Source organism: Bradyrhizobium sp. LM2.9, assembly GCF_054056555.1.
In genome coordinates, this window is sequence record NZ_JBSRYJ010000002.1 from 5,182,501 (window position 1) to 5,202,904 (window position 20,404).

The 20,404-nt window shown below is 63.6% G+C and carries 15 protein-coding genes, 1 rRNA gene, 2 pseudogenes and 1 riboswitch (1 of these 19 cut by a window edge); of the genes and pseudogenes, 9 read left to right on the forward strand and 9 right to left on the reverse strand.

Features of this window, described 5'->3' with window-relative positions; all coding sequences use genetic code 11:
* Positions 1-1,275 (reverse strand): 16S ribosomal RNA (locus tag ACVWW3_RS26910); it reaches 214 nt to the left of the window's first position.
* 979 nt (positions 1,276-2,254) lie between these two features.
* On the opposite strand from ACVWW3_RS26910, the gene ACVWW3_RS26915 reads away from it, so the two are divergent.
* Together ACVWW3_RS26915 and ACVWW3_RS26920 are read left to right on the forward strand one after the other, a co-directional pair.
* Positions 2,255-4,318, forward strand: coding sequence for a M23 family metallopeptidase (locus ACVWW3_RS26915; RefSeq protein WP_456648108.1), 2,064 nt, complete (start codon positions 2,255-2,257; stop codon positions 4,316-4,318).
* 167 nt (positions 4,319-4,485) lie between these two features.
* The gene (locus ACVWW3_RS26920; RefSeq protein ID WP_247445152.1) at positions 4,486-4,848 is read left to right on the forward strand and encodes an SPW repeat protein; all 363 of its coding nucleotides are present in this window, start codon (positions 4,486-4,488) and stop codon (positions 4,846-4,848) included.
* A 49-nt stretch (positions 4,849-4,897) separates the two neighbouring features.
* Here the strand turns inward: ACVWW3_RS26920 and ACVWW3_RS26925 are convergent, their stop codons facing one another.
* A complete protein-coding gene (locus ACVWW3_RS26925) occupies positions 4,898-5,308 on the reverse strand; it encodes a hypothetical protein (RefSeq protein WP_456648107.1) in 411 nt (136 codons plus the stop codon).
* A gap of 220 nt (positions 5,309-5,528) precedes the next feature.
* Between ACVWW3_RS26925 and ACVWW3_RS26930 the strand changes: the two genes are divergently transcribed.
* Positions 5,529-5,858, forward strand: a complete 330-nt coding sequence (locus tag ACVWW3_RS26930; protein WP_456648106.1) for a hypothetical protein — start codon at positions 5,529-5,531, stop codon at positions 5,856-5,858.
* A gap of 84 nt (positions 5,859-5,942) precedes the next feature.
* Here ACVWW3_RS26930 and clpB read toward each other — a convergent pair whose 3' ends face one another.
* Positions 5,943-8,594, reverse strand: coding sequence for an ATP-dependent chaperone ClpB (gene clpB / locus ACVWW3_RS26935; RefSeq protein ID WP_456648105.1), 2,652 nt, complete (start codon positions 8,592-8,594; stop codon positions 5,943-5,945).
* 255 nt (positions 8,595-8,849) lie between these two features.
* On the opposite strand from clpB, the pseudogene ACVWW3_RS26940 reads away from it, so the two are divergent.
* Positions 8,850-9,639 (forward strand): annotated as a pseudogene (locus tag ACVWW3_RS26940) (MOSC domain-containing protein).
* Between the two features lie 120 nt (positions 9,640-9,759).
* On the opposite strand, the gene ACVWW3_RS26945 reads toward ACVWW3_RS26940, so the two are convergent.
* Positions 9,760-10,524: a TIGR02594 family protein gene (locus ACVWW3_RS26945; protein WP_456648103.1), complete on the reverse strand. Its 765-nt coding sequence runs from the start codon at positions 10,522-10,524 to the stop codon at positions 9,760-9,762.
* Between the two features lie 196 nt (positions 10,525-10,720).
* On the opposite strand from ACVWW3_RS26945, the gene ACVWW3_RS26950 reads away from it, so the two are divergent.
* Positions 10,721-11,584 (forward strand): alpha/beta fold hydrolase, encoded by an 864-nt coding sequence (locus tag ACVWW3_RS26950; protein WP_456648102.1) that lies wholly within the window; start codon positions 10,721-10,723, stop codon positions 11,582-11,584.
* Between the two features lie 109 nt (positions 11,585-11,693).
* Here ACVWW3_RS26950 and metW read toward each other — a convergent pair whose 3' ends face one another.
* Positions 11,694-12,356, reverse strand: coding sequence for a methionine biosynthesis protein MetW (gene metW / locus ACVWW3_RS26955; RefSeq protein WP_456648101.1), 663 nt, complete (start codon positions 12,354-12,356; stop codon positions 11,694-11,696).
* 2 nt (positions 12,357-12,358) lie between these two features.
* Complete coding sequence (metX, locus tag ACVWW3_RS26960) at positions 12,359-13,561, reverse strand: homoserine O-acetyltransferase MetX (protein ID WP_354104450.1); 1,203 nt, start codon at positions 13,559-13,561, stop codon at positions 12,359-12,361.
* A gap of 90 nt (positions 13,562-13,651) precedes the next feature.
* Positions 13,652-13,731: riboswitch (SAM riboswitch) on the reverse strand.
* Between the two features lie 201 nt (positions 13,732-13,932).
* Here metX and ACVWW3_RS26965 point away from each other — a divergent pair.
* From ACVWW3_RS26965 to ACVWW3_RS26975, 3 genes are read left to right on the forward strand one after another with little or no spacing between them, the layout of a single operon-like run.
* Positions 13,933-14,781, forward strand: a complete 849-nt coding sequence (locus ACVWW3_RS26965; RefSeq protein ID WP_247339951.1) for a chorismate mutase — start codon at positions 13,933-13,935, stop codon at positions 14,779-14,781.
* Between the two features lie 34 nt (positions 14,782-14,815).
* Complete coding sequence (gene hisC / locus ACVWW3_RS26970; RefSeq protein WP_456648100.1) at positions 14,816-15,910, forward strand: histidinol-phosphate transaminase; 1,095 nt, start codon at positions 14,816-14,818, stop codon at positions 15,908-15,910.
* Positions 15,907-16,842 carry a prephenate/arogenate dehydrogenase family protein gene (locus ACVWW3_RS26975; RefSeq protein WP_354104447.1) on the forward strand — a complete coding sequence of 312 codons (936 nt, stop codon included), beginning with the start codon at positions 15,907-15,909 and terminating at the stop codon, positions 16,840-16,842. The genes hisC and ACVWW3_RS26975 overlap by 4 nt, the downstream gene beginning before the upstream one ends.
* 100 nt (positions 16,843-16,942) lie before the next feature.
* On the opposite strand, the gene ACVWW3_RS26980 is transcribed toward ACVWW3_RS26975, so the two are convergent.
* A complete protein-coding gene (locus tag ACVWW3_RS26980) occupies positions 16,943-18,127 on the reverse strand; it encodes a DUF2125 domain-containing protein (RefSeq protein WP_354104446.1) in 1,185 nt (394 codons plus the stop codon).
* 111 nt (positions 18,128-18,238) lie between these two features.
* Between ACVWW3_RS26980 and ACVWW3_RS26985 the strand changes: the two genes are divergently transcribed.
* Entirely contained in the window at positions 18,239-18,850 is a 612-nt protein-coding gene (locus ACVWW3_RS26985) for a gamma-glutamylcyclotransferase (protein WP_456648099.1), read from the forward strand.
* On the opposite strand, the pseudogene ACVWW3_RS26990 reads toward ACVWW3_RS26985, so the two are convergent.
* Together ACVWW3_RS26990 and ACVWW3_RS26995 are read right to left on the reverse strand one after the other, a co-directional pair.
* Positions 18,847-19,621: pseudogene (locus ACVWW3_RS26990) on the reverse strand (lysophospholipid acyltransferase family protein). The gene ACVWW3_RS26985 and the pseudogene ACVWW3_RS26990 sit on opposite strands and share 4 nt — an antisense overlap.
* A 22-nt stretch (positions 19,622-19,643) precedes the next feature.
* On the reverse strand, positions 19,644-20,348 hold the full coding sequence (locus ACVWW3_RS26995) for a YdcF family protein (protein WP_247339927.1): 705 nt from the start codon (positions 20,346-20,348) through the stop codon (positions 19,644-19,646).
* Between the last annotated feature and the right edge of the window lie 56 nt (positions 20,349-20,404).

A 20,404-nucleotide genomic window follows, 5' to 3' on the forward strand; every position in this document is an offset into this window, starting at 1 on the left:
ATGGGCTCGAGTTGCAGAGCCCAATCCGAACTGAGACGGCTTTTTGAGATTTGCGAAGGGTTGCCCCTTAGCGTCCCATTGTCACCGCCATTGTAGCACGTGTGTAGCCCAGCCCGTAAGGGCCATGAGGACTTGACGTCATCCCCACCTTCCTCGCGGCTTATCACCGGCAGTCTCCCTAGAGTGCTCAACTAAATGGTAGCAACTAAGGACGGGGGTTGCGCTCGTTGCGGGACTTAACCCAACATCTCACGACACGAGCTGACGACAGCCATGCAGCACCTGTGTTCCAGGCTCCGAAGAGAAGGTCACATCTCTGCGACCGGTCCTGGACATGTCAAGGGCTGGTAAGGTTCTGCGCGTTGCGTCGAATTAAACCACATGCTCCACCGCTTGTGCGGGCCCCCGTCAATTCCTTTGAGTTTTAATCTTGCGACCGTACTCCCCAGGCGGAATGCTTAAAGCGTTAGCTGCGCCACTAGTGAGTAAACCCACTAACGGCTGGCATTCATCGTTTACGGCGTGGACTACCAGGGTATCTAATCCTGTTTGCTCCCCACGCTTTCGTGCCTCAGCGTCAGTATCGGGCCAGTGAGCCGCCTTCGCCACTGGTGTTCTTGCGAATATCTACGAATTTCACCTCTACACTCGCAGTTCCACTCACCTCTCCCGAACTCAAGATCCTCAGTATCAAAGGCAGTTCTGGAGTTGAGCTCCAGGATTTCACCCCTGACTTAAAGACCCGCCTACGCACCCTTTACGCCCAGTGATTCCGAGCAACGCTAGCCCCCTTCGTATTACCGCGGCTGCTGGCACGAAGTTAGCCGGGGCTTATTCTTGCGGTACCGTCATTATCTTCCCGCACAAAAGAGCTTTACAACCCTAGGGCCTTCATCACTCACGCGGCATGGCTGGATCAGGGTTGCCCCCATTGTCCAATATTCCCCACTGCTGCCTCCCGTAGGAGTTTGGGCCGTGTCTCAGTCCCAATGTGGCTGATCATCCTCTCAGACCAGCTACTGATCGTCGCCTTGGTGAGCCATTACCTCACCAACTAGCTAATCAGACGCGGGCCAATCTTTCGGCGATAAATCTTTCCCCGTAAGGGCTTATCCGGTATTAGCACAAGTTTCCCTGTGTTGTTCCGAACCAAAAGGTATGTTCCCACGCGTTACTCACCCGTCTGCCGCTGACGTATTGCTACGCCCGCTCGACTTGCATGTGTTAAGCCTGCCGCCAGCGTTCGCTCTGAGCCAGGATCAAACTCTCAAGTTGGACTTGAACTTTGAACCGGCTGATCACAACGTTTTGACGAGGTCCCACCATTTTTCATCGACCGAAGTCGATGAGCTGCCCGCGATTCACATCGCTGGCAACGATGGTGTAACCTTAAAACGTGTACCGCCGAAGTCTTTCGTCCGGTCCCGATCCAAAAAGCCGAAGCTCTTTAAATGCGAGACCCGCAAGGACTCCGCCGTCCACGTTTCTCTTTCTTCATCTTCACTTGTCAAACAGCCCGGGACCGATGTGGCCCCAACCTTCCAGAGAGGAAGGGTTCCGACACCCTTACCGACGATGAATGAACTCCAATCGACTTACGTCGACTGTTGTGTCACTCAACAAGGTGAGGAGCATCAGTGGCGCGTTCGCTCGCCTTGGTCAGTGACCCGGCGGCGCCGCGCTCAGTGGTCGGGTTATAGGCCCCACCCATCGGAGTTGTCAACGACCATTGTCAGAAAATCGTCGCACGGTGGATTGTTCTAAAAAATCGCGTGATTCCATGTGGTTAGAGAAGCGTGGAGCGGACGGTTTGGATCGGCGCGGCGAAAAAACCCAAAAAAAGTTTGGCCTGCGGGGGCTTCTGGAGGCTGGCTGCAGCGCCCCTCCAGACAGGTCCCTCGCGCCGGGCCGTTCAGGAAACTTTTCCATATTAGGCGCCGTACTTGAGCCACATTCCCGCGGCGTTCTGGTACAGACAGAGCTTGAATCGCAGGAATGCCAGTGGGGGCTGCCGGCGGTTTGCTTGGGGTCAGAGGAAGGCGATCATACGATGAAGCGGCCTTCTTCAGACGTTCGCGAGACATCGAGAGATCTTTTTTCCGCTTAGCTGTTCGTAGTTTCGGCCGGCCCGTCATCAGGGCCTTCTGACCGCGGACGCCTATGCGGCTTGCCCTTTTCGAGCGGTGCCCCTGAAGAGGGCGGCGTAAGAAGGGGCTCGAAACCGGCTCTTGGGTCGTTGATTGGGGGATTTGGGTTGAACCAAAGGACGTCACGCGGCGCTTACGGGCGTGAGACCGGGATCATCGATCTCGGCCACGAGCCGCCGCTGTCCGTTGATGGTTCGGAAGCCGCGGTCATCGATCGCCGCCGTGTCTCGGTGCAATGGTTCAGCGGGACGATCTTGACCGGACTCTGCGGCGCAGCCCTGATCGGCGGCGCCGTTTTCGCATCGCTCGACGGCGAAATGACCTTCGCCAAGGTGCCGGAGCGGGTCGAAGGCGCGCTGCGCGGCGCATTCGGTGCGGCTGACCGCGCCGCCACGCTGCACAAGAGCGACCGCCTGCCACCGCCCAACGAATCCACGGCCTCGCGCAACATCGTGCGCGTCTCGACCGTCGCCCGCGTCGGCAGCCGCGACGTGATGCGGGTGCGCCCCTTCATCCGGATTGCCGGCAATCTGTCGATGACGACGAGCGACCTGTCGGCGAAGATCCCGCCGTTCAACGCCCAGCGCCTTCTCACCGATGTCGGCTCCGATCCGAAGACCGCATCCGACGATCCCAACAATCCGGAAGCGGTCGAACCCGACGCCGAGGTCTCCTTCGTCACCAAGGACCTGTCGCCGGTGCTGCCGAAGGCCAAGATTTCCGCAGTGGTGGCGCTCGATGACATCCTGATGCGGGTGCGCGATGCCGCCAACTGGCGCGGCAATGGCGGGGTGCGCTACGCCACGCTCGCCAATGCCGCCACCGACGTCTCCGGCGCGACCGGCCCGTCCGACATCAGAAGCGCCTACGCCACCGAAGTGTCGCCGTCCGATCCCTATGCCGGCTTCGAGACGCGCGTGGTGCCGGAAAACGTCACGCTGCTGCCGAAGACCAAGGAGCAGATCACCGGGGGCAATCCCAACGGCGAACGCGTCCACATGGTCAAGAAGGGCGACAGCGTCGCTGGCGTGCTGCGCGATCTCGGCGCCACGGCCGACGAGATCAAGGCGATTGCCGCGACGCTCGGGCCCCGCGGCCGCGACGGCGGCCTGAAGGAAGGCGAGAAGCTGCGCATCCTGATGGCGCCTGCAAGCCCTGGCGCCCGTCTGCAACCCTACCGCGTGGTCATCGCCAACGAGACCATGGTCGAGGCGATCGCGGCGCTGTCCGATCTCGGCAAATACGTCGCGGTCGACGTCTCCAGCATGAACACCGTCGCCGACGCTGGGGCCAACGCCAACAGCGACGACGATGACGACGATGACGGCACTGGCGTGCGGCTCTACCAGAGCATCTACGAGACCGCGATGCGCAACAAAGTGCCGATGCCCGTCATCGAAGACATGATCAAGATCTACTCCTACGACGTCGATTTCCAGCGCAAGGTGGCGCCAGGCGATTCATTCGACGTGTTCTACGCCGGCGAAGACGAGGGCGTGACCGTGAGCGAAAAGAACGACGTGCTGTTCGCTTCGCTCACGCTCGGTGGCGAGACCAAGAAATACTACCGCTACCAGAGCCCTGACGACGGCGTCGTCGACTACTACGACGAGACCGGCAAGAGCGCGAAGAAATTCCTGGTGCGCAAGCCCGTCAACAACGCCATCATGCGCTCCGGCTTCGGCGGCCGCCGCCACCCGATCCTCGGCTATGTGAAGATGCACACCGGCGTCGACTGGGCCACCTCTTACGGAACCCCGATCTTCGCCTCCGGCAACGGCGTGATCGAGAAGGCCGGCCCCGAGGGCGGTTACGGCAAGTACATCCGGATCAAGCATAACAACGGCTACGAGACCGCCTACGGCCACATGTCGGCCTTCGCCAAGGGCATGGAGCCCGGCAAGAAGGTGCGGCAGGGCCAAGTGATCGGCTTCGTCGGTTCGACCGGCGCGTCGACAGGCCCTCACGTCCACTACGAAATCCTCGTCAACGGCCGCTTCGTCGATCCGCTGCGCGTAAAGTTGCCGCGCGGCCGTTCGCTGGAAGGCCCGATGCTGGCCGGCTTCGAGAAGGAGCGCGACCGGCTCGACGGCATGATGAGCGGCCGCGCCGGCGCCATCGCAAGGATGTCGGACGCAACCGGCGGGCCGCTCCAGGTCACCAACCGGTAGCCCACAGTCGTCGCCAATCGTCAGAGAACCGACCGGCGCCCGTCGGGCGTCGGCTCCAGAACCTTCCGTTCTGCATCCGATTCGCGTTCTGCATCCGATTTGGTTGGAACCGGCTGGGGCGCGAACCGGTTGGTTTCCCACTAGGCAGGGGCTGAATGGAGGATGTTATGGACAATTGGACGAACGCAAAGCTGTGCGACGTCGCCAACCTGATCCTCGGCGCATTCCTGTTCTTCTCGCCGTGGATATTCGGCTTCGACGCCGGAAGGCCTTCCCAGAACGCACATATCGCGGGCATCGTGATCGCAATTTTGGCCATCGCGGCGCTTGCCGCCTTCGCAGTATGGGAAGAATGGCTGAACCTGATCGTCGGCCTGTGGACGCTCATTGCGCCTTGGGTCCTCGGATTCGAAGGGGCCAAGACGGCGATGACGATCCACGTCGTGGTCGGCATCGCAGTCGCCGTGCTTGCCGCCATCGAGCTCTGGATCATGTCACAAAACCCGCCGCGGCTGACCGCAGGCCGCTAGTAGACTGCGCCCCGCCCCACGCACGGGCGGGGCCACGATTGGAGCGGCGCTACGGCAACGCAGTTGCGCGCACGATCACGAAGACGATCCCGATCGCCGTAAGACCAAACGAGACGGCCATGAGCGGCAGCAGGACATCGATCGCGGCATCGGTGCCGTGAAGCGTTGCACCCCAAACCTTGAAGTCGCCGGCTTCCCAATCATGCAATGAGGGCTGCTGTGGATGCGGCTCATCGGACACGTGGTGCCTCCAGACCCGCGACAATATCCACGGAATGCCCGCCGCGACCAGGAACAACAGGCTGACAAACGCAAGCAACAGGCTGACATCACTGCTGCGATCGAACAGTACCCAGGCCATCAGCGCGAACCAGGCGACAAGGACGACCGCGGCACCATAGATCTTTGGATGAAGCTCGTCGAAGGCCGGTCGGTTGCAGGAGACAAGATCCTTGTTCATGGCGATACCCCACATTTGCGGGATTCGCCGGGAACCCATGGCAAGTGCCTTAGCAGCCGACAGGAACTATCGGACGCGACGTCGGTCAACTCCGACGCCGGATTGGTGCGTCCAACCGACGGATCCATGTGGGGCAACCTGGCCCGGTCGCAGCAGTTTCATTAAATATCCCCAACTCGAGCCAGAGCGGGCGAGATGCTTCTGTTGGCGGAACCAACCAATGGCCACCAAGATTGGTTTTGGTGGCGGTTTCCTGCCTGTTCAGTCAAGAGGAGGACAATCCATGCAGCGCCTCTCACGTGACGACGTGATCAAGGCCGTCAGCGGAGCTGACGACGTCACGATTGCACAGATCATCGGAACCGGCGCGACAGTCGAGGAGCTTGCCGAGGCCCAGGCATGGCTCGCCAACGACGAACCCATGATCAACGACCTCCGTCCACTGGCGCAGGGCCGGGTGCGCGAGCTCGTGGATATCCTTTCGGAGCTTGAACAGGAAGGCGACGAGGAAGGTCCGGCCGATCCCGGCTCTGCGCCCGCAGTCAGTTAGGAAGCCGACCGAGTTGACCAAACATTTCGCCCCGGAGAGGCATCGCCTTCCGGGACGTTTTTCATTTTGCGGTGAGCGCTAGGTTCAGTTGAGCTTGCGCTTCGACACCGGCGCGTCGAACTGGGCGATTTCCGCAGTCTGCGCCGCCCTGCCGTTGAAGGTCAGCACGTTGCCTGCCGATGAAATCGCAACCGCATCGCCGTCCCTGACGTCGCCGCCGAGGATCATCTCGGCGAGCGGATCCTGGATGTAGCGCTGGATCACCCGCTTCAGCGGCCTGGCGCCATAGGCGGGATCCCAGCCCTTTTCCGCGAGCCAATCGCGCGCCTTGCCGTCCAGCGTCAACACGATCTTGCGATCGGTCAACAGGTTCTGGAGCCGCGCGAACTGGATCTCGACGATCCGGCCCATCTCGCTCTTCTGCAAACGATGGAACAGGATGATTTCGTCGACGCGGTTGAGGAATTCGGGGCGGAAATGTCCGCGCACCGTCGCCATCACGTGCTCACGCACGGCGGAGGTATCCTCGCCCTCCGGTTGATTCACCAGAAACTCCGAACCGAGGTTCGAGGTCATGACGATCAGCGTGTTGCGGAAATCGACGGTACGGCCCTGGCCGTCGGTCAGGCGGCCGTCGTCGAGCACCTGCAACAGGACGTTGAACACATCCGGATGCGCCTTCTCGACTTCGTCGAACAGCACCACCTGGTAAGGCCGGCGCCGCACCGCTTCGGTGAGTGCGCCGCCCTCGTCGTAGCCGACATAGCCCGGGGGCGCGCCGATCAGCCGCGACACCGAATGCTTCTCCATGTATTCGGACATGTCGAGGCGGACCATCGCGGTCTCGTCGTTGAAGAGATACTCCGCGAGCGCCTTGGTCAGCTCGGTCTTGCCGACGCCGGTCGGACCCAAGAACATGAACGAGCCCATCGGCCGGTTCGGATCCTGAAGGCCTGCGCGCGAGCGGCGCACGGCGGTCGCGACCGCACGCACGGCCTCAGCCTGCCCGACGACGCGTTGTCCGAGCTGCGCCTCCATCCTCAGGAGCTTTTCTTTTTCGCCTTCCAGCATCTTGTCGACAGGCACGCCGGTCCAGCGCGAGACCACCTGCGCGATGTGGTTGGCGGTAACCGCCTCCTCCATCATCTCGCCGGAGCTCTGCGTTGTATTTTCCTTGGCCTCGATATCCGCAAGCTGCCTCTCGAGCTCCGGAATCCGGCCATAGGCCAGCTCACCGGCGCGCTGGAATTCGCCGCGCCGCTGGGCGTCGGCGAGATCGACACGCAAGCTGTCGAGTTCAGCCTTCAGTTTCTGGGCGTTGGAGAGCTTGTTCTTCTCCGCGCTCCAGCGCGCGGTCAGCGACGCAGATTTCTCCTCAAGCTCGGCCAGCTCCTTCTGGAGCGTCTCGAGACGGGACTTGGAGCCGAGGTCGCTTTCCTTCTTGAGCGCTTCCTGCTCGATCTTGAGCCGGATGATCTCGCGGTCGAGCGAATCCAGCTCTTCCGGCTTGGAATCGACCTGCATCTTCAGCCGCGCGGCCGCCTCGTCCATGAGGTCGATGGCCTTGTCCGGGAGGAAGCGGTCGGTGATGTAGCGGTTGGACAGCGTCGTCGCCGCCACGAGTGCGGAATCGGCGATCCGCACACCATGGTGCTGCTCGTATTTGTCCTTCAGCCCGCGCAGGATCGAGATCGTATCCTCGACCGTGGGCTCGCTGACGAAGATCGGCTGGAAGCGCCGCGCCAGTGCCGCATCCTTCTCGACATGCTTGCGATACTCGTCAAGCGTGGTCGCGCCGATGCAATGCAGCTCGCCGCGCGCAAGCGCGGGCTTGAGCAGGTTCGATGCGTCCATCGCGCCATCGCCCTTGCCCGCGCCAATCAGCGTGTGCATCTCGTCAATGAACAGGACGAAATTGCCGTCGCTCGCGGTCACCTCCTGAAGCACGGCCTTCAACCGCTCCTCGAACTCGCCGCGATATTTCGCGCCGGCGATCAGCGAACCGAGGTCCAGCGACAGCAGCTTCTTGTCCTTCAGGCTCTCCGGCACATCGCCATTGACAATGCGCAGCGCCAGGCCCTCGGCGATGGCGGTTTTGCCGACGCCGGGCTCGCCGATCAGAACGGGATTGTTCTTGGTCCGGCGCGACAGCACCTGGATCGTACGGCGGATCTCCTCGTCGCGGCCGATGACCGGATCGAGCTTGCCGTCGCGCGCCGCCTGGGTCAGGTCGCGCGCATATTTCTTCAGCGCGTCATAGGCGTTCTCGGCGGTCGCGGAATCCGCGGTCCGGCCCTTGCGCAGCGCCTCGATCGCCGCATTGAGGTTTTGCGGAGTGACGCCGCCCTTGGCGAGGATCGCGCCGGCCTCGCTGGTCTTCTCCAGCGTGAGGCCAAGCAGCAGCCGCTCGACGGTGACAAAGCTGTCGCCGGCCTTCTCGCCGGCCTTTTCGGCGGCGTCGAAGGTGCGGGCGAGCTCAGGCGCCAGATAGATCTGGCCGGCGCCGCCGCCAGAGACCTTCGGCACCTTGTTAAGGGCGTCCTCGGTCGCCTTCAGAATTGCGCGGGAATTGCCGCCGGCACGGTCGATCAGGCCGGCAGCGAGGCCTTCATTGTCGTCCAGCAGCACCTTCAGCAGGTGCAGGGTCGAAAACTGCTGGTGCCCTTCGCGCACCGCAAGCGACTGCGCGGACTGGACGAAGCCTCTGGAGCGTTCGGTATATTTGTCGATGTTCATTTGTCTTCTTCCCTCGGCCTGCCCCAGGAGCCCTCTAAGGCACTCCAAACGGCATCTTCATTGGGTTTCCGATGACCGCATTGACGTTTCTCAACCGGTAACGGTCGTTATCAGCTGGCGCTGGCGCCGGCCTGACCCAGATGTGGGAAGCGTGCCCTTGGACCGGAAGAGGCGAGTTCACAATTTCGTGCGCGGATCTGCCAGCTTGGCGCCGGTGGGTCGAATCCCCTAAGTAGCGGCATGACACCTAGCGCAATGACAGCCAACCAGACCGCCGAGATCACCGGCCTCTACCGTTATCCGATCAAAGGCCTGACGCCGGAGTCCCTGCCCCGGATCTCACTGCGATCCGGCCAGACCCTGCCCGCCGACCGCCGCTACGCCATCGAGAACGGCCCGAGCGGGTTCGACCCTGATGCGCCCCAATGGAAGCCGAAAATCCAGTTCCTGATGCTGGCGCGCAATGAGCGGCTGGCTTCCCTCGACAGCCGTTTCGAGGACGCGACCAACCGCCTGACTATCCGCAAGGACGGCCAAATCGTCGCCAGCGGCGATCTCGAGACCGCGGCCGGGCGCGCCGCCATCGAGGGCTATTTCAGCGAGAACTTTCAGCCGGAGTTGAAGGGCCCGCCCAAGGTCCTGTCCGGCCGCGACCACAGCTTTTCCGACGTCGCTCGCAAGGTCGTGTCCATCATCAATCTCGACAGCGTCCGCGCGCTCGAGACTATGCTCGGCGGCGCCGCGGTCCACCCTCTGCGTTTCCGCGCCAATCTCTACGCGAAGGGCTGGCCGGCCTGGTCCGAGCTCGACCTCGTCGGCCAGACGCTCGCGATCGGGCGGGCCCGGCTGGAAGTGGTCAAGCGCATCAAGCGCTGGCCCGGCCACCAATGTCGACCCTGATACCGCAAGGCGCGATCTCGAAATCCCGGCCACGCTCTCAAGCAATCTCGGCCACATGGACTGCGGCATCTATGCCGAGGTGATCGCCGACGGCGAGATCGGCGTCGGCGATCAGATCGCGGTGGAAGAGCCGAAGCTGGTATGACGCGGCGCCGGCTCCACGTACTCCGTCATTGCGAGCGCAGCGAAGCAATCCAAATATCTATCTGTTGAGGCAGTCTGGATTGCTTCGTCGCTTTGCTCCTCGCAATGACGGGGCAGAACCTCAGTTCGGCATCACATAGGCATAGATCCGGCCGCGCGAGATCGGCGCTTCGCGGACGCGGTTGCCGTTGTTGCCGGAGATCATGATCGGATTTCCCTGCGCATCGACGCCGGTGATGATGCCGACATGGCCGCCGCCGCGACCGCGCGACATGACCGCGATGGCGCCGACCTGCGGGCCCGAGACGCGCGTGCCATAGCGCGCAAACGAACTCGCCATGTCGGAGCCCGTGCCGCGATGGCCAGTATGCTCGAGCACCATGTTCATGAAACGCGCGCACCACAGGCTGCCGCGGCCGGTCGGATTGCCGCCGACATAGCGGCGTGCCTCGGACACGAGGCCCGACCCGCCGCTGAAGCCGCCGCTGCTCATCGCCACGCCTTCGCCGCTCGCGGCCACTCCACCGCTACGGCTCATGGCCATCCGACGGCTAACGCGCGGGGTCGTTCCACCGCCACCGCTCATGGCCATTCCACCATCACCGCTCATGGCAATGCCGCCGCTGTTGGCATTTGGATCATAGCTGGCGAAGGCGTTGCCGAAGCCGCTCGCCTGCAATTGCGCCGCGCCGCGCTCGAAGCGCGAGCTGCGTGCATGATACCGATAATGATGATGTCCGCTGGCGTGATGCGCGTAAGCGTGCCGCTCTGCGCTATGACGATGAGACCGTGCTGACGCCGGAGAGGAGAACGCGGCGACCGCCGCGAAGAAAACAGCCAGCGCGACGACACAACGCGACAGGCGAGACGCAAACAACTCGAACATTCTTCATCCTTTTGACACCCCACTTCCCAATCGGCCTGTGCGGTGGCCGACATCCGCCGGCTGTATCAGTATCCCGATGTGGCGAGAACAAGACGGGGTCGCGAAGATTTTGGACGATGATTAACGAGTGTTAGGGTGCATGCGCTGACCGCAGAGCGGCATTCCAATGCCGCAGCCACCTCAGGGAGAAAACCGGATGCCGTACGCCCTCACGAAGGACAACCACCGTCTCTATTTCGAAGAAGCAGGCGCGGGCACGCCGATTATTTTTCTGCACGAATTCGCGGCCGACTATACCAATTGGGAGCCGCAGATGCGCTACTTCTCGCGCGGCCATCGCTGCATCACCTATTCGGCGCGCGGCTACACGCCATCGGACGTGCCTGATGGCGAAGTCTACAGCTACATGCATTTCTACACCGATGCGCTCGCGGTGCTCGATCATCTCAAGATCGAACGCGCGCACCTCGTGGGACTGTCGATGGGCGCCTATTCGTCGCTCCAGATCGGGCTGAACGCACCGCAGCGCGCGCTATCGATGACACTCGCCGGCGTCGGCTCCGGCTCGGAGGTCGAGAACCTCGACGCCTGGCGCAAGCAGTGCCGCGCCAACGCGGAGCAATTCGAGACGCTCGGCTCCGCGGAAGTCGCAAAAGTCACGCGCGAAGCGCCGAGCCGGTTTCCCTTCCTGGTGAAGGACCCGCGCGGCCACGCCGATTTCTACGCCGCACTGGCACGCCACGACGCCAAGGGATCGGCGCGCACGATGCGCGGCTTCCAGGGCGGCCGCCCCTCGATCTTTGCGATGACGGACGCGATCAGAGGCGCCGCGACGCCGGCACTCATCATCTGCGGCGACGAGGACGATCCGTGCATCGCGCCGAGCCTGTTCCTGAAGAAGCATCTGCCTGCGGCAGGGCTCGCGATGTTTCCGAAGTCCGGCCACGTGCTCAATCTCGAAGAGCCGGCGCTGTTCAACGAAACGGTGGAACGGTTCGTCACGCTGGTGGAAACGGGAAGATGGCCGGCGCGCGATCCGAGGTCGCTGGCCGCGCATTAGAGCAAGAGCGTCACCACACGCTCCGTCATTGCGAGCGCAGGCGAAGCAATCCAGAATCCCTCCGCGGGAAGACCCTGGATTGCTTCGCTACGCTCGCAATGACGAAAAACTACTTCCCGCCGCCCCGCGTCAGCAGAAACACGCCCTGCTCGCCGAACAGATTCCACACCCACCACGGCATCCGCAGCCGCAGCGGGCGGCCGTAGAGGTCGAGCGCCTCGGCACGTTCCATCTTGACGTCGATCGCGTCGCAGAGCTCGACGAAATCCTTGATGGTGCAGAAATGAATGTTGGCGGTGTCATACCAGCTTGCGGGCAGATTTTCCGTGCGCGGCATGTGGCCTCCAATCAGGAGCTGGAGCCGCATCTTCCAGAAGCCGAAATTCGGGAACGACACGATGGCGCGGCGGCCGATGCGCAGGAGGTTCTCCAGCACGACCTTGGGCTGCCGCGTCGCCTGCAGCGTCTGCGACAGGATCACGTAGTCGAAGGCGTCGTCGGGATAATTGATGAGGTCGGTGTCGGCATCGCCCTGCACCACCGCGAGCCCCTTGGCGACGCAGCGGTTGACGCCCTCGCGCGACAGCTCGATGCCGCGTCCGTCGATGCCGCGGGTCTCCAGCAGCTGCAGCAGGTCACCCTCGCCGCAACCGACGTCGAGCACCTTCGAGCCCGGCTTGACCATCTCCGCGACCAGCAGATGGTCGGCGCGAAACTGACCGGATTGCGCGGTGGCAAGGCCTCCCAGCGGCAACGCTTCCTGTACAGACATGGCTATCCGTCCCTGAGGGTGAGTCCGCGGGCCTTGCCTGCCGATTGCAGGAAGGCGCGGGAGATATCAAGGAATTCGGGCACGTCGAGCAAGAAGGCGTCGTGGCCGCGATCGGTCTCGATCTCGGCGAACGACACCCGCGCGCTCGATGCGTTCAGCGCATGTACCAGCGCGCGCGATTCCGAGGTCGGGAACAGCCAGTCGCTGGTGAAGGAGACCACGCAGAAGCGGGTCTGGATTGCCGCGAACGCCTTCGCCAGCACGCCGCCATGGTCGCCGGCGATGTCGAAATAATCCATCGCCCGCGTCAGATAAAGATAGGAATTGGCGTCGAAGCGCTCGACGAAGGACGAGCCCTGGTAACGCAGATAGGACTCGACCTGGAAGTCGGCATCGAACGAGAAGGTCGGCAGTTCGCGGTCCTGCATGCGCCGGCCGAATTTGCGATGCAGCGCGGCGTCCGAGAGATAGGTGATGTGCGCCGCCATCCGCGCCACAGCGAGGCCGCGATGCGGATGGAGGCCGTGCTCGGCATAGCCGCCGCTGTGCCAATCGGGATCGGCCATCACGGCCTGCCGGCCAAGCTCGTGGAACGCGATGTTCTGCGCCGAGTGCCGCGTCGAGCAGGCAATCGCCAGCGCGGAGAACACGCGGCTCGGATATGCCGCGGTCCATTGCAGCACTTGCATGCCACCCATCGAGCCGCCGACCACCGCGAACAACGTGTCGATGCCGAGCCGGTCAATCAGCATGGCCTGCGCGCGCACCATGTCGGGGATGGTGATGACAGGAAATTCGAGGCCCCAGACCTTGCCGGTCGCGGGATTGATCGAAGCCGGACCGGTCGAGCCCATGCAGCCGCCGATCACGTTGGAGCAGATGATGAAGTAGTGTTGAGGATCGATCGGTCGGCCGGGGCCGACCAAGGTGTCCCACCAGCCGGGTTTGCCGGTGACGGGATGCACGTTGGCAACATGCTGGTCGCCGGTCAGCGCATGGCAGAGCAGAACAGCGTTGGAGCGATCGGCATTGAGCACGCCATAGGTTTGATAGGCGATCTGGAACGGGCTGAGATCGACACCGCAATCGAGCCGCAGCGGCTGCTCCGTGCCGAACTGCGCGACCTGCGAGCTCGGATGATCCACCTCGTGCGACCGCTCGTCGGCAGTGATCGCGGGACTCGGAATTGACTGGACGCCAACCATCTGACCATCGACCTCGTTTGCGATCGTAGTGGTGACCGCATTGACATCAGGCCATAAAAAACCCGGCCTGAACGATAGGTTCGGCCGGGATCGAAGGGGTCCCCGGCCTGTTTAGCGAGTTTTTTAACGTGGCTGCAAGCCGGCCGGCTCAAATGACCACGGAACAGGCAAAAGGTACTGTCTTGGACGGTTTTCGTCAAGTCGCGGCCCGGATCAACCAAATTCGGCTGTCGCGCCATCGGCGGAACGGGTCCCATTTCCTTTTGCATTTCTCTTTGCTTTCGCGGCCCTGACTGCCTAATCAGGACGGGTAGCAGCGGTGTCGGCTCGACTGATCCGCATTGGAACGCCCTCAACAACGCCTGTCAGACATGTCCCAACGTCCGCCCGCGCCACCATCTCTCCAGGAATTGCGCAAGGAGATCGACGCGATCGACGAGGGCATGCACCGTCTGTTGATGCAGCGCGGCGACATCATCGATCGCCTGATCCAGGTGAAGCAGACCCAGGAGGTCGGCTCGGCGTTCCGTCCGGCGCGCGAGGCTTCCATGATGCGTGACCTCGTCCAGCGTCATCGCGGCATCCTGCCGCTCGACACGGTCGAGAGCATCTGGCGCGTCATCATCGCGACCTTTACCTATGTCCAGGCGCCGTTCTCGGTGCACGCCGACATCTCGGCAAGCGAGCCGGCCATGCGCGATTCCGCGCGATTCCATTTCGGCTTCACCGTGCCTTACGTCGCGCATTTCAGCGCGCAGGCGGCGGTCGAGGCCGTCGCGAAGTCCAAGGGCGATCTGGGACTGGTCTCGGCGACCTCGAGCCGCACGCCATGGTGGCTGTCGCTGGAAGAAGCCGGTGCGCCAAAGATCATCGCGCGGCTGCCCTTCGTCGAGCGCGCGGACCATCCGGCGGCGTTGCCCGTGTTTGCGGTCTCGCGCGTCGCCGACAGCGCCCTGGTGACGGAGGTCGAGACCTTCAGCGTGCGCGTGTCGGGGTGGAACGCCGAGGTCGCGCGCGCCCTGTCGCCGCTCGCCGAGATCGTGGCCGTGCCCGATACCGCCTTCGACGGCGCCGCGCTGCTGGTCTCGGTCACCGCGACGAGCAGCCTCGACAAAATCAAGACTGCCCTGATCGAAGCGGGGGCCTCGGTGCGCTCCACGGCCCTCGTCGGCAGCCACGCAACGCGCTATACGGTGCCCCCGACCGGGTCGAAATCGTAAGTCGCGAACCGCCTAAGCCACTCCGGAGTTGAAGATGTCCCGCCCCATGCCGAATCCCGGCATTCTCGATATTGCGCCCTACACACCCGGCAAGAGTCCGGTGGCGGAGCCGGGCCGCAAGGTGTTCAAGCTCTCGGCCAACGAGACGCCGTTCGGGCCCTCGCCGAAGGCGATCGAGGCGTTCAAGAACGTTGCGGATCATCTGGAAGACTATCCGGAAGGAACCTCGCGCGTGCTGCGCGAAGCGATCGGGCGCACCTTCGGGCTCGATCCCAATCGCATCATCTGCGGCGCCGGCTCGGACGAGATCCTCAATCTGCTCGCCCACACCTATCTCAGCCAAGGCGACGAGGCGATCTCCACCACGCACGGCTTTCTGGTCTACCCGATCGCGACCATGGCGGTCGGCGCCAGGAACGTCGTTGCAGCGGAGAAGAACCTCACCTCCGACGTCGACGCCATTCTCAAGGCCGTGACGCCGCGGACAAAACTGGTCTGGCTCGCCAACCCCAACAACCCGACCGGCACCTATCTCCCGTTCGACGAGGTCAAGCGCCTGCGCGCCGGCCTGCCCTCGCACGTGCTGCTGGTGCTGGACGCAGCCTATTGCGACTACGTCTCGCGCAATGATTACGAGATGGGGATCGAGCTCGTCGCCACCACCGAGAACACGGTCGTGACGCACACCTTCTCCAAGATCCATGGTCTTGCGGCGCTGCGCATCGGCTGGATGTTCGGCCCCGAGCACATCATCGACGCGGTCAACCGCATCCGCGGGCCCTTCAACGTGTCGACGCCGGCGATGTACGCTGCCGTTGCTGCGATCGAGGACACCGGTCACCAAGCCATGTCGAAGCAATTCACCGAGACCTGGCGCAACTGGCTAACCGAGGAGATTGGCAAGCTCGGGCTGAAGGTGACGCCGAGCGTCGCCAATTTCGTGCTGATCCACTTCCCGACCGAGGGCAAGACCTCGGACGCCGCCGACGCCTTCCTCACCAAGCGCGGGCTGGTGCTGCGCGGGTTAAAGAACTACGGCCTGCCGCATTCGCTGCGCATGACCATCGGCACCGAGGAGGCCAATCGTCTCGTCGTCGAGGGCCTGCGCGACTTCATGGCCGGCAGATGAGCGCGATCCCGCACTTCCAGCGCGTCGCGCTGATCGGCTTCGGCCTGATCGGCGGCTCGATCGCCCGCGCTGCGAAGCTCCAGGGCCTGGCCGGCGAAATCGTCACCACCGCGCGCTCGGAGAAGACGCGTGCACGCGTGATGGAGCTCGGCATCGTCGACCAGGTCGTTGCGACCAATGCGGAAGCGGTGAAGGACGCCGATCTGGTCATCCTTTGCATTCCCGTCGGCGCCTGCGGGCCGGTGGCGCAGGAGATCGCCGCGCATCTCAAGCCCGGCGCGATCATCTCCGACGTCGGCTCGGTCAAGGGCGCCATCGTCAGGGACATGGCGCCGCATTTGCCGAAAGGCATCCATTTCGTGCCGGCGCATCCCGTCGCAGGCACCGAGCATTCGGGCCCCGATTCAGGCTTCGCCGAGCTCTTCATCAATCGCTGGTGCATCCTGACGCCGCCGGAAGGCGTTGATGCCGCTGCCACCGATCGCCTGCGCGCGTTCTGGACGGCGATGGGTGCCAAGGTCGAGGTCATGACGCCAGATCATCATGATCTCGTGCTTGCGATCACCAGCCATCTGCCGCATCTGATCGCCTACACCATCGTCGGCACCGCCGACGAGCTCCAGCAGGTGACGGAGTCCGAGGTCATCAAGTTCTCCGCCGGCGGCTTTCGCGATTTCACGCGCATCGCCGCGTCCGATCCGACGATGTGGCGCGACGTGTTCCTCGCCAACAAGGAAGCCGTGCTGGAGATGCTCGGCACCTTCACCGAGGACCTAGCCAAGCTGACGCGTGCAATCCGCCGCGGCGACGGCGAGGCGCTGTTCGACCATTTCACCCGCACCCGCGCCATCCGCCGCGGCATCGTCGAAATTGGCCAGGATTCGGCGGCGCCCGACTTCGGCCGGCCGCATGCGGCGCTGAAAAAGCCGTAGCCACGCTCTCACCTCCTTATTGCGAGGAGCGCAGCGCAATCCAGACTGTTTCCGAGGAGAAAGTCTGGATTGCTTCGCTTCGCTCGCAATGACGGAGGAATCAATACAGCGGCGGGATCTGGCCGACCTTGATCGGGCCGAGCAGCACAGCGCCGTCGACGAATTTCAGCGGGAAGCTGCGGGCCTTCTTGCCTTCCAGCGTGCTCTCGGTGCCGATCGAATTGATGCCGGCGGCAACGCCGGCATTGGCGTTCTGCTTGATGACCTTGCCGAGCCCGGGAACGGCACGGTCGAGTGCACCGAACAGATTGTTGAGGTCCTGCGACTTCACGCCGGGGGCGACGCGATCGAGGGTGGCCTGCGGCACCCCCTCCTCCAGCATCTTCTCGATGCCGAGCGCGGGGATCACGCGCTCGAGGCCCGTCACCGTCATCTGCAATTCACCGTCGAGTCGGCCATTGGCCGAGAGCCCGAGCGTGCCCGCCGCGACCGCGATCATCTCGCCCTGCTGGATCCGCGACTGCACGATCTCGATATGGCCCCCGGCGGCCTGGATCTCGCGGAAGCGCTGCGGCCACGGCTTTGGCGTGAGGTCGGACAGACCGGTGATCTTCGCCCGCGTGTCGGCCTCGAACGGCTCGGCGAGCAGCGGATGAACGCCCTGGATGCTGCCCTGCGCGATCTGAAACACGGTCTCGATCACGGGATGATCGGACGGCGATCCGTCCGCGAGGCGTCCATGCAGCTCGACCTGTTTTGCGCGCGCGAGCGGCACCTGCACCGTGCCGTCGAGCCGGTTGACGGTGGGATCCTCGAACACGACGGAGGCGCGCTCGGGCACGGCGGGCAGGCCGACCACGCTGCTGCGGCCCTTGCTCCAGTTCACCACGAAAGTGCTTTGCGTGACGCCGTCGGTGAGCGTTGCCGGCGCGGAGAATTCGGCGATGACGCGCTTGGGATCGTAGACCTGGGCGACGATCAGGATGTTGTCGAGCTTCGCCGTGAACGGCGTCTTGCTGGCGTTCTGCGATACCAGAGCGACGCTGGCGCCGGAACACTGGACCTCGAAGCGGAACGGGAAGCCTGCGATCGAGCGCTTGGCGCAATCATAGATGCGGCCGGATTTGGCCTCCTGCGCGCGCCAGGCGTCGGCGGCGATTTCGGCCTGCGACGCGGCATAGAACCAGAAGCCGCTCCACGCGACGGCGAGGATCAGGAGGATAACGGGGGCGATGAAAAGGCCCCAACGGGAGCGCCGGCCTGCGGCAACGGTCATATCGGACATGCGGCGATCCCTTTGACCCCTGATTTTGTCAAATGTAAGCGAGGTACAGCCACGACGAAAGACGGAGAATTCGCTTCGCTTGCGAGCGCCGTTCTGGTAGCCGTGCCCGAAATGTCGGAAATCACCCTTCCCTCCGTCACCGCAGCCAAAGGCGATCTCTGGGTGTTCGGCTACGGCTCGCTAATATGGCGGCCGGGCTTCGAATTCGAGGAACGCGTCCCGGCGCGGCTGGTCGGCGAGCATCGCGCGCTCTGCGTCTATTCCTTCGTGCACCGTGGTACGCCCGAAAAGCCGGGTCTGGTGCTTGGGCTCGACCGCGGCGGCGCCTGCCGCGGCATCGCCTTCCGTGTTGCCGCGAAGAACCGCGTCGATGTGGTCGCCTATTTGCGCGCGCGCGAGCAGGTGACGTCGGTCTATCGCGAAGTCATGCGCTCGGTGTGGCTGGAGAACGACGCGCGGCAGCGCGTCTCCGCGCTCGCCTATGTCGTCGACCGCGGCCACGTGCAATATGCCGGTCGGCTGTCGCTCACCGACCAGCATCGCCACGTGCTCCAGGGCCACGGCCAGTCCGGCGCCAACCGCGACTACGTGACCGCGACGGTGAAAGCCATTGAGGCCGAAGGCTTTCGCGACACGCAGCTGCATCAGCTCGCGACCATGCTGCATGGTGATGCGCATTCCCCGCACGCGCCGGCTCCCACAGAAGATCGAGAGAACCGCTAATTCTCCGACGGCGCATAGCTCGGCGAATTGCCCATCAATTGCTCCTGCTCCTTGCGGCCCGCTTCGACGAGGCGGCCGGTCGCGTCTTCGATCGCCGTTTGCACGCGGGAGAGAAATTCGTCCTTCCGCAGGCCCGGCGGCAGCGGATCGAGGAACTCCACCACCAGCGTGCCGGGATAGCGCATGAAGGTGCGGCGCGGCCAGAACAGGCCTGAATTGAGCGCGATCGGCAGGCACTGCGCGCCGCAGGACGAATAGATCTGCGCAAAGCCGGTCTTGTAGTCCGGTGGCGCGCCCGGTGCGCGGCGCGTGCCTTCGGGAAAGATCACGAGCTGCGCGCCGCTGCGCACCGCCTCGCGCGCCCGCCGCGTCATGTCCAGCAGCGCCTTGACGCCGGCGTTGCGGTCGATCGCGATCATCCCGGTCTTGACCAGGAACTGGCCGAACACCGGGATCTGCATGAGCTGACGCTTGAGGATGAAGATCGGGCGATCGAAGAAGCCGGGCAAGACGAACGTCTCCCAGAACGACTGGTGCTTCGCGACGATCACCAATGGCCCCGTCGGGATCTTCTCGACGCCGCGGAATTCCACCTTGATGTTGCAGACCGCCCGCATCAGGGAACAGCGTCGCCTTCGCCCACCATTGCGCGACCGTGAGCATGGCGCGCGGCGGCAATGCGAAGGTCGGCAGCGCAACGATCGCGAGGCACACCAGCACGGTGTAGAACAGCACGTTGAACACGAGCGATCGCAGGAAAATCAAGAACATCGACGATCCAATCAATTGCCGATCAATTGGCCTGTGCGGTGGCGGGACGCTTCGGCTGCAGCCCGGGAGGCTGCTCCGACATCTCGGGCGAAAGGTCAATCCCGAAATCCTCCAGCCGCACCCTGAGCTCGGCCGCGATGTACTTGACATATTCGGACAGCAGCAGCCGCAAGGTGGACGCCGAGGTCCACCACGGCTCCTCGCGCCATTTTTCGCCGACCACCACGAACGGGATCAATGTAGTCTCCGGCATCGCATGCGAGAATTCCACCAGCGCGCGGGGCATGTGATAGTTCGAGGTGACCACGATCAGCGATTTGAAGCCGCGCCCCTCGGCCCAGCGCCGCGCTTCCGCGGCATTGCCGCGGGTCGAGACCGCGCTGCGGTCGAGATCGACGCAGCAACGCATGAAGGACTGGCTCTCCGGCAACGTCCGGGAGATGTCGCTCGCCGTCGAGGTCGGGTGCACGCCGGAGATCAGGAGCCTCCTGCCGTAGCCGGCAGCGAGCAGCTCCATCGCATCGGAGACCCGCGAGGAGCCGCCGGTCAGCACCACGATGCCGTCCGCCTTGCGGTCCGGCGCGATCTCGGCGCCGCGCAATTGCGACAGGAACGCGATGAAGCCCGCCGCCGCGCCGACGAAGGCGAGCGCAATCGTCGACATCACGGCCGCGCGCAGCCAACCGCGCGGCAGTTTCGGCGATCGATCGTCGGTCGGCGCGGTCATGCGATGTCGGTGGTCCCTTCCCCGGATGATTTTAGGACGTTTTGAGGCGAAGTGGA